At 62.4% G+C, this 15,318-nt stretch carries 10 protein-coding genes, 2 tRNA genes and 3 rRNA genes; 12 read left to right on the top strand and 3 right to left on the bottom strand.

Annotation, left to right across the window (positions count from 1 at the left end):
• Positions 1-48: 48 nt before the first annotated feature.
• The 4 genes from NJQ44_RS17465 to pheT all read left to right on the top strand — a co-directional run bounded on the left by NJQ44_RS17465 (position 49) and on the right by pheT (position 6,581).
• On the top strand, positions 49-1,668 hold the full coding sequence (locus NJQ44_RS17465; RefSeq protein ID WP_254272608.1) for a tryptophan--tRNA ligase: 1,620 nt from the start codon (positions 49-51) through the stop codon (positions 1,666-1,668).
• A 167-nt stretch (positions 1,669-1,835) separates the two neighbouring features.
• Positions 1,836-3,068, top strand: a complete 1,233-nt coding sequence (locus NJQ44_RS17460) for a hypothetical protein (protein WP_254272607.1) — start codon at positions 1,836-1,838, stop codon at positions 3,066-3,068.
• 268 nt (positions 3,069-3,336) lie between these two features.
• Positions 3,337-4,848, top strand: coding sequence for a phenylalanine--tRNA ligase subunit alpha (gene pheS / locus NJQ44_RS17455; RefSeq protein WP_254272606.1), 1,512 nt, complete (start codon positions 3,337-3,339; stop codon positions 4,846-4,848).
• A complete protein-coding gene (gene pheT, locus NJQ44_RS17450; protein ID WP_254272605.1) occupies positions 4,848-6,581 on the top strand; it encodes a phenylalanine--tRNA ligase subunit beta in 1,734 nt (577 codons plus the stop codon). Before pheS ends, pheT begins: the two co-directional genes overlap by 1 nt.
• A 189-nt stretch (positions 6,582-6,770) precedes the next feature.
• Here the strand turns inward: pheT and NJQ44_RS17445 are convergent, their stop codons facing one another.
• From NJQ44_RS17445 to NJQ44_RS17435, 3 genes are read right to left on the bottom strand one after another with little or no spacing between them, the layout of a single operon-like run.
• Complete coding sequence (locus NJQ44_RS17445) at positions 6,771-7,256, bottom strand: RDD family protein (RefSeq protein ID WP_254272604.1); 486 nt, start codon at positions 7,254-7,256, stop codon at positions 6,771-6,773.
• A gap of 39 nt (positions 7,257-7,295) precedes the next feature.
• Positions 7,296-8,348 (bottom strand): quinone-dependent dihydroorotate dehydrogenase, encoded by a 1,053-nt coding sequence (locus NJQ44_RS17440; RefSeq protein WP_254272603.1) that lies wholly within the window; start codon positions 8,346-8,348, stop codon positions 7,296-7,298.
• A gap of 51 nt (positions 8,349-8,399) precedes the next feature.
• A complete protein-coding gene (locus NJQ44_RS17435; protein WP_004516407.1) occupies positions 8,400-8,597 on the bottom strand; it encodes a hypothetical protein in 198 nt (65 codons plus the stop codon).
• 249 nt (positions 8,598-8,846) lie between these two features.
• Here NJQ44_RS17435 and NJQ44_RS17430 point away from each other — a divergent pair, with 249 nt between their 5' ends.
• From NJQ44_RS17430 to NJQ44_RS17395, 8 genes are all read left to right on the top strand, one after another.
• Complete coding sequence (locus NJQ44_RS17430; RefSeq protein ID WP_254272602.1) at positions 8,847-9,155, top strand: non-histone chromosomal MC1 family protein; 309 nt, start codon at positions 8,847-8,849, stop codon at positions 9,153-9,155.
• 166 nt (positions 9,156-9,321) lie between these two features.
• Positions 9,322-9,465, top strand: a complete 144-nt coding sequence (locus tag NJQ44_RS17425) for a hypothetical protein (protein ID WP_254272601.1) — start codon at positions 9,322-9,324, stop codon at positions 9,463-9,465.
• 235 nt (positions 9,466-9,700) lie between these two features.
• Positions 9,701-11,171 (top strand): 16S ribosomal RNA (locus NJQ44_RS17420).
• Positions 11,172-11,272: 101 nt separating this feature from the next.
• A tRNA-Ala gene (locus NJQ44_RS17415) sits at positions 11,273-11,344 on the top strand.
• Between the two features lie 202 nt (positions 11,345-11,546).
• A 23S ribosomal RNA gene (locus NJQ44_RS17410) occupies positions 11,547-14,473 on the top strand.
• A gap of 129 nt (positions 14,474-14,602) precedes the next feature.
• Positions 14,603-14,725, top strand: a 5S ribosomal RNA gene (gene rrf / locus NJQ44_RS17405).
• Together the 16S, 23S and 5S rRNA genes with 1 tRNA gene alongside form the textbook arrangement of a ribosomal RNA operon.
• Before the next feature lie 100 nt (positions 14,726-14,825).
• Entirely contained in the window at positions 14,826-15,083 is a 258-nt protein-coding gene (locus tag NJQ44_RS17400) for a DUF5789 family protein (RefSeq protein WP_254272600.1), read from the top strand.
• 47 nt (positions 15,084-15,130) lie between these two features.
• Positions 15,131-15,206, top strand: a tRNA-Cys gene (locus tag NJQ44_RS17395).
• Positions 15,207-15,318 lie beyond the last annotated feature (112 nt).

The raw sequence follows: 15,318 nt of genomic DNA, 5'->3' as shown, positions 1-15,318 counted from the left end.
CTTTTTGCGCGAACCGGAGCCAACGATGAGGTACGCAGACACTCGACCATGACCGACCGCGACTCCCACCACGACGACGTATCGCCCGACGAGGACCGCCGCCAGTCGGGAGACTCGTGGCGGGAGTCCCATCTGCGGACGGATGGGGGGGCCGACGCCGCCGGGGCCGACGAGGTCAAACTCGACCCGTGGGGCTCTTCGACCATCGACGACTATCGCAAACTGTTCGAGCAGTTCGGCATCGAGGAGTTCGACGAGGTGCTTCCCGAAGTCCCGAACCCCCACTACCTGATGCGCCGCGGCGTCATCTTCGGCCACCGCGACTACCGGCCCGTCGCCGACGCGATGCGCGACGGCGAGGCGTTCGCGTCGCTGTCGGGGTTCATGCCGACCGGCGACCCCCACATCGGCCACAAGATGGTGTTCGACGAGATAATCTGGCACCAACGGCAGGGCGCGGACGCCTACGGCCTCATCGCCGATATGGAGGCCCACGCCGCCCGTGGCCTGACGTGGGAGGAAATCGACGAACACGCCCGGAGCTACGTCCTCTCGCTTTTGGCGCTCGGCTTCGACCCCGAGGAGGGCGAACTGTACCGCCAGTCCGAGAACCGCGAGCTACAGGATTTGGCGTTCGAACTCGGCGCGGAGGCCAACGCCTCGGAACTGCAGGCCATCTACGACTTCGACGGCGAGACGAACATCTCCTACATGCAGTCCGTGGTCACGCAGATGGCCGACATCCTCTACCCGCAACTGGACGAACCGAAACCGACGGTCATCCCCGTCGGTCCGGACCAAGACCCGCACATGCGACTGGCGCGGGACTTGGCGGCCCGCATGCGCTACTTCGGCGTGACCGAGGCCTTCGCGAGTTTCGAGGCCCGACCCGAGGAGCGACCCCTGCTTCGGGAGGCCTACGAGGCCCGCGAGGCGTACGCCGAGGACCCGGAGATGCCCCGGTGTGTCGAGGCCGCCGAGTGGCTTCGGGACCACCAGCCAGCACCGGCCGAGGCCCGCGACTCGGCCGTCGAGAAACTCGAAAACGCCGGGAAGGAACCGATTCGACCGCGGACGCGAATCTTCGACCGCCGCGCGACCGAGGCGGCGTTCGAGGCGCTCATCGAGGCCGTCGACGGCGAGAAGCGCGTCTACGACGAACACGTCGACGCCTTCGACCTCGGCGAGGCGGAAGCCGAAGACCTCGCCCGGCAGGTGGAACTGGACAACGGCGGCTACGGTTTCCTCCCGCCGTCGTCCATCTACCACCGGTTCATGACCGGCCTCACCGGCGGTAAGATGTCCTCCTCGGTTCCGGCATCGCACATCTCCCTGCTGGACGACCCCGAGGACGGCTACGACAAGGTGAAGTCGGCGACGACGGGGGGCCGAACCACTGCCGAGGAACAGCGCGAGAAGGGCGGGAAAGCCGACGAGTGCCCGGTGTACGAACTGTACGCCTACCTCCTCTCGGGGGACGACGACGAGTTCGCGACGGAGGTGTACGAGGAGTGCGTCGGCGGTGAACGACTCTGCGGCGGGTGTAAGGAACAGGCCGCCGAGTTGATGGCCGAGTTCCTCGAAGACCACCAGGAGAAGCGCGCCGAGTGGGAGGACAAACTCGACGAACTGGACATCGACCTCGATTCGGCCCGTAAACGGTCGTGAACGGTCGGTAAGGCGACACAACGCTGTCCAGCGAGCGAGCGGGAGCGTGCGGCCCGACGCGGCGGTCGTTCCCGACGCGGTAAGGCGGGCTTCAGCGACCGTTTTCGGTGAACGATACTGAACGATAAGCCGTCGTTTTGATGTCACCGTTCTAACTATTGGTCGCGATGCAACGACGAGACTACCTCCGGACTGCTGGGACAGCCCTCGGTGGAACCGCCCTCTACGCCGGGTCGTCGGCGACGGCCGCGGCGATACCGCTCCCGCTCGACGACGTGCCCGACGGACCGACGGCGACCGCGTGGGGCGACGTGGACGACGACGGGCGTGACGAACTCGCCATCGCGCTGAAGTCCGACGACGGGCCGCAGGTCTGGGTGCTCGACGACGAGGACGAAGAGTTCGAGGTGCTGTTCACGACGGGCGAGCGATGGGGCGACGACGCCTTCGCGACGGCCGTCGAGTTCGGCGATTTCGACGACGACGGCTCCGACGAACTCGCGATCGGTCGACAGGCCCGCGGTAACGCGCGCGTGTTCATCTACGACGACGCCGACGAGGACTTCGACCGCCTCCTCGCCGCTGGCAACAACTGGGGTCGCGACGCCGGGACGACGGCACTCGCTGCGGGGGATTTCGACGGTGACGGGACCGACGAACTGGCCGTCGGGCGGGCCGCGAGCGGCAACGCCCGCTTTTTCGTCTTCGACTACGAGGACCGGGAACTCCTGGTCCGCGGCGGCCGCAACTGGGGCCGTGGCATCCCGACGACGGCGCTGGCGGCCGGTGATATCGACGACGACGGCCGCGACGAACTCGCCGTCGGCCGCCGTGCGGGGTCGAACGCCCGGTTCTTCGTCCACGACGATGCCCGCCGGAACTTCCGGATGCTGTACCGCGGCGGTCGAGAGTGGTCCTCGAACGCCTACACCACCGACCTCGCCTTCGGCGACGTGGACGACGACGGCTACGAGGAGTTGGGGGTCGCCCGCCGTGCCCGGTCGAACGCCCGCTTTTTCGTCTTCGAGGACGCCGACGCCGACTTCGAGCGGATTCTCGCCGCCGGGCGCAACTGGGGCCGGAGCGCCTTCGCGACCAGCATCGACTTCGGTGACACCGACGACGACGACTTCGACGAACTCGTCGTCACCCGCCGGTCCGGGTCGAACGCGCGGGTGTTCGTCCACGAAGACGAGGACGCGGACTTCGAACTCCTGTACACAGAGGGTGGCGACTGGGGCGACGACGATTACGCCATCGACGCGTCGTTCGGGGACATGGACGACGACGGCTACGACGAACTCGTTATCGCTCGGACCGGCGACAGTCCGCGGGCCGTCATTCGCGAGGACGAAGATGCGGACTTCGCGTTCCGCGGGTTCGTGCTGTTCCCGGTGTAGACGGTCCGCAACCCTTTTTTCGGTCCTCGTCATTCGTTCTCGCATGGCATCCGAATCCCACCATGCCAGCGCCGCACACGAGTCAGTTCGCCGTCCGGGATTCGGCTTTTTCGGCCCCGTCGGCCGGTAGTGGACTCCGCGCCGCGTCGGGAGACGCGGCCGGACGAAACCACCCGGCGGGCGCGTCCCACCGACGCACCCGACCACCAAGTGAGAACCGTTAACTGAGCGACCCGCGGTATTTCCCGACAACGACCGAGACACCCGTATGAAACGACCACAGGCACAGGTGGCCGTCCTGCAGGCCGCCGACGCACAGGAGGACAGACGAATCGACGAGGTGGCCGGGGAGGCGGGCCTCAAACCAGAGGCCGCCACCCGCGCCGCCTTCGAACTTGAAGACGACGGCCTGCTGACCGTCAGCGAAGAGACCGTCGAACACTACGAACTGACCGAGGAGGGCGAACGGTACGTCCGCGAGAGCCTCCCCGAACAGGACCTCTACGAGGCCGCCCTCGACGCCGGGGCCGACGAGTCCCCCGTGGGGATGGGGCAGGTCATCGGCGCGTCCGGTCTCGACGGCGGGGCCGTCGACATCGCACTCTCGAACTACGCCCGCAAGGGCTACGGCGAGATAGCCAGCGGCGAGATTACGGCCGACCCCGACGCCGACGTTGGCGGCGACCGAGAGATGCACGCGCTGGAAGCGGTGGCCGACGGCCGAATCGAGGACGCCGACGCCGATGCGCTGGACCAACTCGAACGCCGCGGCCTCCTCGTAACCGACGAGGAGACGGTCCGCTCCGTGCGCCTGACCGACGACGGCGTCACCGCCCTGATGGAGGGCGTCGAGGCCGCCGAGACGGTCGACCGACTCACGCCGGAACTGCTCACCAGCGGCGAGTGGGAAGACGTGGAGTTCACCGAGTACAACGTGGAGGCGGACGCCGAGGACGTTCCCCACGGCAAGGAGCATATCCTCCGACAGACCGCCAACCGCGTGAAGGACACGCTCGTCGGCATGGGCTTTCAGGAGATGGAAGGGCCGCACGTCGACGCGCAGTTCTGGATCAACGACTGCCTGTTCATGCCGCAGGACCACCCGGCCCGGACCCACTGGGACCAGTTCGCGCTGGAACGGCCGGACGAAATCAAGGACCTTCCGGAGGACTTGGTCGAACGGGTTCACTCGGCCCACAAGAACGGCGTCGGTCCCGACGGCGAAGGGTATCACTCGCCGTGGGAGGAGGACGTGGCGCGGGGCTTGGACCTCCGCGGCCACACCACCTCGCTGTCGATGCGCTACCTCTCGGGGCACGAAATCGGCGAGTTAGAACCACCCCAGCGCTTCTTCAGCGTCGAGAAGGTGTACCGCAACGACACGCTCGACCCGACGCACCTCCTGGAGTTCTTCCAAATCGAGGGCTGGGTGATGGCCGAGGACCTCTCCGTGCGCGACCTGATGGGGACGTTCACGGAGTTCTACGAGCAGTTCGGCATCACCGACCTGGAGTTCAAACCGCACTACAACCCCTACACCGAACCGAGTTTCGAACTGTTCGGGACCCATCCCGAGACCGGCGAAATCGTCGAAGTCGGGAACTCGGGCATCTTCCGCGAGGAAGTGCTCTCGCCGCTGGGCGTCGACTGCGACGTGATGGCGTGGGGCCTCTCGCTCGAACGACTACTCATGCTCATGTACGGCTTCGAAGATATCCGCGACGTACACGGGACGCTCTGTGACCTCGAACTGCTGCGGGAGACGGAGGTGATGCGGTAATGCCCGTCGTCGACGTCGACCCCGACGAACTGCGCTATCTGACGGGTCACGAGGAGAAAGACGACGACGAACTCCGCTCGGACCTGTTCGACCTCGGACTGGAGTTCGAGGGCTGGACCGAGGACGACGAGTTCCAACTGGAGTTCGCGCCGGACCGACTCGACCGCCTCTCCGTCGAGGGAGTCGCTCGCTCGCTGCGCTACCACTACGGCGACGACCGGGGCGTCTACGTCCCGAACACGAACACGCCCGAGTGGACCATCGAAGTCGAGGACCAACCGCCCGAACGCCCCTACGTCACCGGTGCCGTCGTCCGCGGACTGGACATGAGCGGCGGCGCGCTGGAGTCCCTGATTCAACTGCAGGAGAAACTCCACGCGACGATGGGCCGCAAGCGCGCGAAGGGCGCTATCGGCGTCCACGACCTGACGATGCTGAAGGGTGAGGCCGCCACGGAAGGGACGGCCAAGTCCATCACCTACACGAGCGTCGACCCCGACGAGGCGACGTTCGTCCCCCTCGAATCAGACGCCGAGATGACCCCCCGCGAGGTCATCGCCGAGCATCAGACCGGACAGGCCTACGGCGACCTCGTCGCGGACTTCGACCGCGTGCCCGCCATCTACGACTCCATCGGCCTGTTCTCGTTCCCGCCCGTCATCAACGGCCGCCGGACCGAGGTGACCGAGGACTCCCGGGACCTGTTCATCGAGATGACCGGGTCCGACCAGTGGACCGTCGACCACATGTGCAACATCGTCTGCTACGCCTTGGAGGCCCGCGGCGGCAAGGTCGAACGGGTCACCGTCGAGTACGCCGACGACGCCCCCGGCGAGTACGCGGGTCACACCCTCGACCGACCGGACTTCGAGACGCGGACCAAGACGGTCACGCTGGACCGCATCGAGAGCCTCCTCGGGGTGGACCTGACCGCCGAGGACGTCGTCGACTACGCCGAGCGCGCGGGCCTGAGCGCGACGCCCAGCGACGGCGAAGGGGGCGTCTCCTTCGAGGTGGAGATTCCGCCCTACCGCGTCGACGTGCTCCACCCGCAGGATATCGTCGACGACATCGGCCGCGCGCTGGGGTTCAACACCCTCCAACCGACCTATCCGGACGTGTCGACGGTCGGCGGCCGCCACGAGCGGTCCCGACTGGAGGACGCCGCCCGCGATACGCTCGTGGGACTGGGCTTCGAGGACCTGCTGAACTTCCACATGACCAACGAGGCAGAGAACTTCGAGCGGATGAACGTCGCTCCCGACGACGATTGCGTGGGTGCGGCCGACCCGGTCACGATTCAGGAGCCCTACAGCGAGGACTACACCATCCTCCGGACGTGGGCGCTCCCCTCGTTGATGATGGTCTTGGAGAACAACACCCATCGCCGCTACCCGCAGGACCTCGCGGAAATCGGCCTCGCGGCGGGACTGGACGACTCCCTGAACACGGGCGTCGCCGAACGCCGCACCGTCGCGGGCGCACTCGCGCGCACCGACGCCTCCTACGAGGACGCGAAGGCCCGCCTGCAGGCTATCGCCGAGGCGTTCGACGTGGACCTCGTGACTCCGGCGACGACCCATCCGTCGTTCATCGACGGCCGGGTGGCCGAGGTAGTGATGGACGACGAAGTGGTGGGTGTCCTCGGTGAGATTCACCCGAAAGTGCTCGTGGAACACGACTTAGAGTTGCCGGTGGCGGCGTTCGAGTTCCGACTGGACGCGCTGGAGTAGGACGCGAGCGACCAACGGGAGCGAGCGCCTTTTTCGCCCACGTTTTTCCAGGAGCGGTCGTCTGCGACGACCCGACGCCGAAAAAGGTGGTTGCAACACGACCTGGAGTTGCCGGTCGCGGCGTTCGAGTTCCGTCTGGACGCGCTGGAGTAGGACGCGAACGGCGAGAGCGACTGTACCGCCCTTCGCTTACCGTTCGCTCGGATAGACGTACTCGACGCCTTCAGGTCTGCTGTCGGCGTCCTCGCCCGTCTCGACGACGATGGTCGACGAGAGTTTGTTGAACAGGCGGAGTCCCTCCTCTTCGTAGGCGAGCCACCCGATGATGAGGTCCAGCGGGAGTAAGAACGCCTTCCCGAAGCTCTCGATGGCCGCCGTGCCGTACCCGATTGGGTCGCCCCGTTCGTCGGTGACGGCGATGTTCATGACCATCTTTCCGGCCGATTGGCCCTGATACCCCTCCAGTACCGTCCAGTAGACGAACAGCGCGAGGCCGTTCAGGCCCGCGAAGGGCGTCGAGAGCGAGAGGCTTCCCGTGAGAACTGCGAATAACCCCGCTACTTCGCCGAGGCCAGCGAGGACGGCCCCGACCAGTAGCACGTCGACCAGCCACGCGAGAAACCGGTCGTCCCACGAGGCGATGAGTACCCGTCGAGAGTCGGCGCTATCGGACATACCCCGGCTTCTCTACCCTGTCTATTCAACGTTGGTCCGTTACAGGTCCGCGCCGATAGCGTCCTCGACGCTGTCGAAGCCGTCGCGTTCGAGCAGGTCGAGGAGTCCCTCGTTGATGTCGCGGGCGGTCGACGGGCCGCGATAGACGAGGCCGGTGTACAACTGGACGAGCGAGGCCCCGGCGCGAATCTTCCGATAGGCTCCCTCGGCGGTGGAGACGCCGCCGACGCCGACGACCGGCACGTCGACTCGTTCGGCGACGAATTTGACCATCCGCGTGGACTGTCCTTCGATAGGCTTGCCCGAGAGGCCGCCCTGTTCGCTCGCGTTCGGCGAGCGCAGACTTGCCGGGCGTTCCGTCGAGGTGTTCGTGGCGACGACGCCGTCGAGGCCGAGTTCCGTCACGAGGTCCAGCGTGTCCTCGACGGCGGGTTCCGGGAGGTCCGGGGAGAGTTTCACGAGGAGCGGCGCCGCACCGGCGTCCTGTAACTCGGTGAAGATGGCTTCCATCGCGTCGCGGTTCTGGAGTTCTTCGAACCCCTGCGAGTTCGGACAGGAGACGTTCACGACGAAGAAGTCGCCGCCGTCGGCCACCCGTTCGTACGTGTAGCGGTAGTCCGCCGGGGCCGCGTCGGTGCCGACGTGCTCGCTCTTGGCGATGTTGACGCCCAGCGGAAAGTCCACGTCGGCCGCGGAGAGTCGCTCGCCGACCACGTCCGCGCCGTCGTTGTTCAGACCCATCCGGTTGATGATGCCCTCGTCCTCGCGCAGGCGGAACATCCGCGGACGCGCGTTCCCGGTCTGGGGTTCCGCCGTGACGCCGCCCACTTCCGCGAAGCCAAAGCCCAGTGACCCGAGCATCGAGGGAATGGTCGCGTTCTTGTCGAACCCGGCGGCGACGCCGACGGGGTTGTCGAACGAGTGGCCGAACGCGTCGACAGCCAAGCGGTCGTCGTCGACCGTGTACTGGCGCGCGACGGCGCTCTCGATAGGGGTCCCGGCGGCGCCCTCCAAGAGGGTGTGGACCCCGTTGTTGGCCGTCTCCGCCGGAAGCGAGAACAACAGCGGTCTCGCGATATCGTAGAGTCTCATGGCCGTTCTCTCACATCGTCTCGGTGAATTTGGAACACCGGTAACAACACGTCAGAAGTCGTGCTCAACCTCTTCTGGGTCGGCTTTCTGAATGATAATCTTGTTGTCGCGCACCCGGACGAACACCTCGTCGCCGATTTCCATACCGGCAACCGCGAGTTCGTCTTCGTGGATGTTGATATGTACGTTGTGGTACTCGCCGTCCTCATCTTTGGCGCCACTCGGGCTGAGCTTCTTTTTTCGCACCATCGCGCTATCCTATTCCGTGCATCGCCGCAGGATACACTTAAGTCTACCGTGCGGCGGGCCCCCAGCGGATACCGCGAGGGGCGCGCGCGAGGGCGAACAGGGGCCGAATCACCCCGCAAACGTACTGATTATCGGCTGATACACAGTCGTTCCGCTCTTGGTATATAAACGTATCCGGAGACGGGAGCCGAATTGGGGGGTATATTTATATTGGGTCATGTGCTGGGTTGACATGGAGCGGTGAAAACCATGGCACGCGACAGTGACAAGCGCAACTTTGCGCTCCGTGAGGATGGTGACGAATCGAGCGTCTTCTCAGGCGGGACTCCCCGACAGGCTGCACTGAAGGCAGCACGGCGGCTTGATCCGGCCGACAGCGAGGACGATGCTACCCCAGTGGAGATACGACTCAGGGAGAAAGGCACGCACAAGGTCCACATCTACGAAGCGTGGGCGTGGATCGAAGAGGCGCCCGACGATAAGCCCGACTGGATGCCCGGCGATATCACCAAAGGGAACGTCTCGAAGCAGGGCGTCGAACACTTAGACGACATTTGAGTCGTCGAGCACCCGAGATTTTTCAGCGGCTACGTCTCTCCAGCGTGAGCACTTGATATGACGAGTGGACGATGTTGCGTGTCCCGTCGTTTCGACCCGCGTCCTATGTGGCTCATTCACGCGTGTAACCACCTGACGTAGCGCATCTGGTCCGACGACGTTAAGTATGGCACTCCCATCGGATTTGATGCGAACGCGGCGCGGGTCGACGACACCCGGCCAAGCCAATTCCCGCGGTGCCCACATCAGTGCAAGCGGGTACCGTGGAACGCACGGCCTGTTCGGGACCGACGACACCCGGCCGAAGTGAACGCGACGGAGCGCCGTTCGACTCCAACTCGAAGCCTTTAAGAAGGCTTCGAGCCAACGTTCACGTCCGAAGTAAATGAGGATTCCACCCCTGCGGTCCGCCGTCAAGATGGGATCTGATGTTAGCCTTGATAGTTCGGTGACACTCGGTCGGCGAGTGTCCTCGAACGCCCTTCGATAGCGACCACACCCATCTGGGTGTGACCCGCCTAACCCCCCGGCCTTGTGCCGGGACCATTCCGGTTGATCCTGCCGGAGGCCATTGCTATCGGAGTCCGACTTAGCCATGCTAGTTGCACGGGTTTAGACCCGTAGCATATAGCTCAGTAACACGTGGCCAAACTACCCTATGGACAGGGACAACCTCGGGAAACTGAGGCTAATCCCTGATACCGCTCTCATGCTGGAGTGCCGAGAGCGAGAAACGCCCCGGCGCCATAGGATGTGGCTGCGGCCGATTAGGTAGATGGTGGGGTAACGGCCCACCATGCCGATAATCGGTACGGGTTGTGAGAGCAAGAACCCGGAGACGGAATCTGAGACAAGATTCCGGGCCCTACGGGGCGCAGCAGGCGCGAAACCTTTACACTGCACGACAGTGCGATAAGGGGACTCCGAGTGCGAGGGCATATAGTCCTCGCTTTTCTGTACCGTAGGGAGGTACAGGAACAAGTGCTGGGCAAGACCGGTGCCAGCCGCCGCGGTAATACCGGCAGCACGAGTGATGGCCGATATTATTGGGCCTAAAGCGTCCGTAGCCGGCCGGGCAAGTCCGTTGGGAAATCGACGCGCTCAACGCGTCGGCGTCCAGCGGAAACTGTTCGGCTTGGGGCCGGAAGACCTGAGGGGTACGTCTGGGGTAGGAGTGAAATCCTGTAATCCTAGACGGACCACCAATGGCGAAAGCACCTCAGGAAGACGGACCCGACGGTGAGGGACGAAAGCTAGGGTCTCGAACCGGATTAGATACCCGGGTAGTCCTAGCTGTAAACGATGCTCGCTAGGTGTGCCGCAGACTACGAGTCTGCGCTGCGCCCTAGGGAAGCCGAGAAGCGAGCCGCCTGGGAAGTACGTCTGCAAGGATGAAACTTAAAGGAATTGGCGGGGGAGCACCACAACCGGAGGAGCCTGCGGTTTAATTGGACTCAACGCCGGACATCTCACCGGTCCCGACAACAGTAACGACAGTCAGTTTGACGAACTTACTCGAGCTGTTGAGAGGAGGTGCATGGCCGCCGTCAGCTCGTACCGTGAGGCGTCCTGTTAAGTCAGGCAACGAGCGAGACCCGCATCCGTAGTTGCCAGCAATACCCACGTGGTAGTTGGGTACACTACGGAGACTGCCGCTGCTAAAGCGGAGGAAGGAACGGGCAACGGTAGGTCAGTATGCCCCGAATGGACCGGGCAACACGCGGGCTACAATGGCTATGACAGTGGGATGCTACGCCGAGAGGCGGCGCTAATCTCCAAACGTAGTCGTAGTTCGGATTGCGGGCTGAAACTCGCCCGCATGAAGCTGGATTCGGTAGTAATCGCGTGTCAGAAGCGCGCGGTGAATACGTCCCTGCTCCTTGCACACACCGCCCGTCAAAGCACCCGAGTGGGGTCCGGATGAGGCCTGGATACCCAGGTCGAATCTGGGCTCCGCAAGGGGGCTTAAGTCGTAACAAGGTAGCCGTAGAGGAATCTGTGGCTGGATCACCTCCTACTGATCGGGACTGAGGCTCTGCCTCAGCCCACCTTTGGCGTTCGACGAGACTCACCGTCCGAGCACCTATGAACTATCAAGGCTAACGTTGCGGAGTTCCGGGCCCATAGCTCAGCGGCAGAGCACCTCCTTTGCAAGGAGGAAGCCCTGGGTTCAAATCCCAGTGGGTCCATGTCACGTGCCAGCCCCGAACCGTGCCCCTTAAGTGTGGGACGGCGATGGGATATGGTACGAAGACCGGTGCACTATCCCGGGTGAAACCGCGGATAGGAAGGGTCGATTCGCCTACCATCTACCACCTTGGGGGCGAGTATGAAACCGTGTGTACGTGCGATCCAGGCGTCCACTGGACTCGTTCAGTTTAACGAGTCACAACGACGTTGGCTACTATGCCAGCTGGTGGATAGCTCGGCTCGAGAGCTGAAGAAGGACGTGCCAAGCTGCGATAAGCCTGAGGGAGCCGCACGGAGGCTAAGAACTCAGGATTTCCGAATGAGAATCTCCTCAGCAATTGCTTCGCGCAATGAGGAACCCCGAGAACTGAAACATCTCAGTATCGGGAGGAAAAGAAAACGCAATGTGATGTCGTCAGTAACCGCGAGTGAACGCGATACAGCCCAAACCGAAGGTTTCACGACCAATGTGGTGTTTGGACTGACTCTCATCGCTTGACCGTCTTCATGAAATCCCTTGGAACAGGGTATGAAACAGGGTGACAATCCCGTAATGAAGGCCAGTACGGCGTGCGTCAGTTCCGGAGTAGCGGGGGTTGGAAATCCCTCGCGAACAACGCAGGCATCGACTGCGAAGGCTAAACACTCCTCGAGACCGATAGTGCACAAGTAGTGTGAACGAACGCTGCAAAGTACCCTCAGAAGGGAGGTGAAATAGAGCTTGAACTCAGTTGGCGATGGAGCGACGGGGCACACAAGGTCCCCTGAGAAATGACATATCTGCGAAGATACAGTAAGACTCACGGGAAGCCGGTGTTCCGTCGTACGTTTTGAAAAACGAGCCAGGGAGTGTGTCTGTATGGCAAGTCTAACCCGAGCATCGGGGGAGGCACAGGGAAACCGACATGGCCGCAGCCTCACGGCGAGGGCCGCCGTCTTCAAGGGCGGGGAGCCAGACGGACACGACCCGAATCCGGACGATCTACGCATGGACAAGGCGAAGCGTGCCGAAAGGCACGTGGAGGCCTGTTAGAGTTGGTGTCCTACAATACCCTCTCGTGATCTATGTGTAGGGGTGAAAGGCCCATCGAGTCCGGCAACAGCTGGTTCCAACCGAAACATGTCGAAGCATGACCTTCACCGAGGTAGTTCGTGGGGTAGAGCGACCGATTGGTGTGACCGCCTCCGAGAGGAGTCGGCACACCTGTCAAACTCCAAACCTACGAACGCCGTCGACGTGAGGATTCCGGTGTGCGGGGTAAGCCTGTGCACCAGGAGGGGAACAACCCAGAGGTAGGTTAAGGTCCCCAAGTGTGGATTAAGTGTAATCCTCTGAAGGTGGTCTCGAGCCCTAGACAGCCGGGAGGTGAGCTTAGAAGCAGCTACCCTCTAAGAAAAGCGTAACAGCTTACCGGCCGAGGTTTGAGGCGCCCAAAATGATCGGGACTCAAATCCACCACCGAGACCCACCCGCACCTGTCACAAGGTGACCGAGTAGGTTGGCGCTCTTATTGGATGGAAGCAGGGGCGAGAGCTCCTGTGGACCGATAAGTGACGAAAATCCTGGCCATAGTAGCAGCGATAGTCGGGTGAGAACCCCGACGGCCTAATGGATAAGGGTTCCTCAGCACTGCTGATCAGCTGAGGGTTAGCCGGTCCTAAGTCATACCGTAACTCGACTATGACGACATGGGAAACGGGTTAATATTCCCGTGCCATTATGCATTGAAAGTCGACGCCCTGGGGTCGATCACGCCGGGCTTTCGCCCGGTCGAATCGTCAAACTCCGTGGAAGCCATAACGGCAGGAAGCGGACGAACGGCGAGATAGGGAAACGTGATTCAACCTGGGGCCCGTGAAAAGACGAGCATAATGTCCGTACCGAGAACCGACACAGGTGTCCATGGCGGCGAAAGCCAAGGCCTGTCGGGAGCAACCGACGTTAGGGAATTCGGCAAGTTAGTCCCGTAAGTTCGCGATAAGGGATGCCTGCTCCGGAACGGAGCAGGTCGCAGTGACTCGGAAGCTCGGACTGTCTAGTAACAACATAGGTGACCGCAAATCCGCAAGGACTCGTACGGTCACTGAATCCTGCCCAGTGCGGGTATCTGAACACCTCTTACAAGAGGACGAAGGACCCGTCAACGGCGGGGGTAACTATGACCCTCTTAAGGTAGCGTAGTACCTTGCCGCATCAGTAGCGGCTTGCATGAATGGATTAACCAGAGCTTCACTGTCCCAACGTTGGGCCCGGTGAACTGTACATTCCAGTGCGGAGTCTGGAGACACCCAGGGGGAAGCGAAGACCCTATGGAGCTTTACTGCAGGCTGTCGCTGAGACGTGGTCGCCGATGTGCAGCATAGGTAGGAGGCATTACACAGGTACCCGCGCTAGCGGGCCACCGAGCCATCAGTGAAATACTACCCGTCGGTGACTGCGACTCTCACTCCGGGAGGAGGACACCGGTAGCCGGGCAGTTTGACTGGGGCGGTACGCGCTCGAAAAGATATCGAGCGCGCCCTAAGGCTATCTCAGCCGGGACAGAGACCCGGCGAAGAGTGCAAGAGCAAAAGATAGCTTGACAGTGTTCTTCCTAACGAGGAACGCTGACGCGAAAGCGTGGTCTAGCGAACCAATTAGCCTGCTTGATGCGGGCAATTGATGACAGAAAAGCTACCCTAGGGATAACAGAGTCGTCACTCGCAAGAGCACATATCGACCGAGTGGCTTGCTACCTCGATGTCGGTTCCCTCCATCCTGCCCGTGCAGAAGCGGGCAAGGGTGAGGTTGTTCGCCTATTAAAGGAGGTCGTGAGCTGGGTTTAGACCGTCGTGAGACAGGTCGGCTGCTATCTACTGGGTGTGTTATGGTGTCTGACGAGAACGATCGTATAGTACGAGAGGAACTACGATTGGTGGCCACTGGTGTACCGGTTGTCTGAGAAGGCAATGCCGGGCAGCCACGCCACACGGGGTAAGAGCTGAACGCATCTAAGCTCGAAACCCACTTGGAAAAGAGACACCGTTGAGGTCCCGCGTAGAAGACGCGGTAGATAGACTCGGGGTGTAAGCACTGAGGTAACGAAGTGTTGAGCCCGCGAGCACTAACAGACCAAAGCCATCATTCATACGCACTGTGACTCGATTCACCGACGATTACTCGTCGACTGAACGAGTCCAGGCGCAAACTGGATCGCACGTACGAATTCATCGACCGACCGAGTTGGAGCATCACGGTTCGACTCCGTGACTCGGCGTTAGGCGGCCATAGCGGCGGGGTTGCCTCCCGTACCCATCCCGAACACGGAAGATAAGCCCGCCAGCGTTCCAGTAAGTACTGGAGTGCGCGAGCCTCTGGGAACGTTGGTTCGCCGCCACCATTCATACCTATTCATTCGAGGCCCGTGAGAGTAATCGCTCTCGCGGGCTTTCTATGTGTAAGACGCGTGTAACTATGTTCCGTTCAGTAGAGACATCTGTATGCCACGTGAGGTGAAACTGAACGAGCTTGCGGAATTGCTCGAGGAGATGACGTATCCGGTCGGGGTGACGCAGGCGAAGACACGGTTCGACGATGTCACGCTCGTCTACGCCGACGGGACAGAACAGTTGTCAGCGGTGCTCGACCGAGTTCCGGACGAGCGGTTTGAATCTGCCGGGGATGCACAGACTTCCATCATGAACATCATTCCAGTAGAAGGCGTCGGCGAACCCGGTCAGTCGGAGGGCGAGGGCTAAGTCGAATCCGCTAGCCTTAAGCGACCGACTTTACTACGATTAGTTGCGCCAAGGTGGCAGAGTCCGGCCTAACGCAGCGGCCTGCAGAGCCGCCCATCGCCGGTTCAAATCCGGCCCTTGGCTTTTTTCTTCTCTATCGGTAACCACCGAGCTTGCGTATCGGCTCGTGGGCCAGATGCGACGGGCGGGCTCGTCCGATGAAGAGAGCCACTGTGAACGACCGGTTGTGGCATGA

The organism is Haloarcula marina (genome assembly GCF_024218775.1).
Taxonomy (GTDB): domain Archaea; phylum Halobacteriota; class Halobacteria; order Halobacteriales; family Haloarculaceae; genus Haloarcula; species Haloarcula marina.
The sequence above is the reverse complement of the archived record's forward strand: the minus strand, read 5'-3'. Positions and strand labels throughout refer to the sequence as shown.

Coding starts and splice junctions, on each gene's coding strand:
- NJQ44_RS17400 (WP_254272600.1), top strand. CDS start 14,826: ATGCCACGTGAGGTGAAACTGAACGAGCTTGCGGAATTGCTCGAGGAG.
- NJQ44_RS17435 (WP_004516407.1), bottom strand. CDS start 8,597: ATGGTGCGAAAAAAGAAGCTCAGCCCGAGTGGCGCCAAAGATGAGGAC.
- NJQ44_RS17465 (WP_254272608.1), top strand. CDS start 49: ATGACCGACCGCGACTCCCACCACGACGACGTATCGCCCGACGAGGAC.
- NJQ44_RS17425 (WP_254272601.1), top strand. CDS start 9,322: ATGGCACTCCCATCGGATTTGATGCGAACGCGGCGCGGGTCGACGACA.
- NJQ44_RS17445 (WP_254272604.1), bottom strand. CDS start 7,256: ATGTCCGATAGCGCCGACTCTCGACGGGTACTCATCGCCTCGTGGGAC.
- pheT (WP_254272605.1), top strand. CDS start 4,848: ATGCCCGTCGTCGACGTCGACCCCGACGAACTGCGCTATCTGACGGGT.
- NJQ44_RS17440 (WP_254272603.1), bottom strand. CDS start 8,348: ATGAGACTCTACGATATCGCGAGACCGCTGTTGTTCTCGCTTCCGGCG.
- NJQ44_RS17460 (WP_254272607.1), top strand. CDS start 1,836: ATGCAACGACGAGACTACCTCCGGACTGCTGGGACAGCCCTCGGTGGA.
- NJQ44_RS17430 (WP_254272602.1), top strand. CDS start 8,847: ATGGCACGCGACAGTGACAAGCGCAACTTTGCGCTCCGTGAGGATGGT.
- pheS (WP_254272606.1), top strand. CDS start 3,337: ATGAAACGACCACAGGCACAGGTGGCCGTCCTGCAGGCCGCCGACGCA.